This is a genomic window from Psychrobacter sp. NZS113 (assembly GCF_015864825.1).
GTDB lineage: Bacteria > Pseudomonadota > Gammaproteobacteria > Pseudomonadales > Moraxellaceae > Psychrobacter.
The window spans coordinates 1-500 of the sequence record NZ_JADYWL010000056.1; the positions used below are offsets into that span (position 1 = coordinate 1).

Consider the following 500-nt stretch of genomic DNA (forward strand, 5'->3'; position numbering starts at 1 on the left):
GCCTGCTCAGCGTTGACGACATCCATGATGACGCCACCCTTAAGCATTTCTGCCAGTCCGCGCTTAACGCGGCTCGTACCGGATTCGTTGGATGAAGTGTTCTCGCTCATAGCTACAACGCTAAGACCGGAGCCCTCAAAAGAATGCAGCCAATTTGAACTCAGTGGTTCGTCGGCCAGGCCTTCGCCAGTTCTTCGCGAACCTCACCAAGCAGCCGAGGAATGGCCTTCGTTCCGGCCACAATCGGGAAGAAGTTCGAGTCAGTTGCCCACCGCGGAACAACATGCTGATGCAGGTGATTAGCGATACCGGCGCCCGCTAGCGCACCCTGATTCATCCCGATATTGAAACCGTGAGCCTTCGACGTTTCGCGGAGCACTCGCATCGCTGTCTGAGTGAGCGACGCGATCTCTGCCGTCTCCTCATCCGTCGCTTCGTCGTACAAGGGCACGTGCCGATAGGGACACACCAAGAGGTGGCCACTGTTATAGGGGAAGAGG

General features: G+C 57.2%; 1 protein-coding gene and 1 pseudogene. Both read right to left on the bottom strand.

Features of this window, described 5'->3' with window-relative positions:
* Nucleotides 1-110 (bottom strand): annotated as a pseudogene (locus I6E61_RS14110) (pyridoxal 5'-phosphate synthase lyase subunit PdxS); the annotation flags it as partial.
* A 50-nt stretch (nt 111-160) separates the two neighbouring features.
* Nucleotides 161-500 (bottom strand): HIT domain-containing protein (locus tag I6E61_RS14115; protein WP_197135318.1); only part of this gene is annotated, 340 nt, incomplete at its 5' end.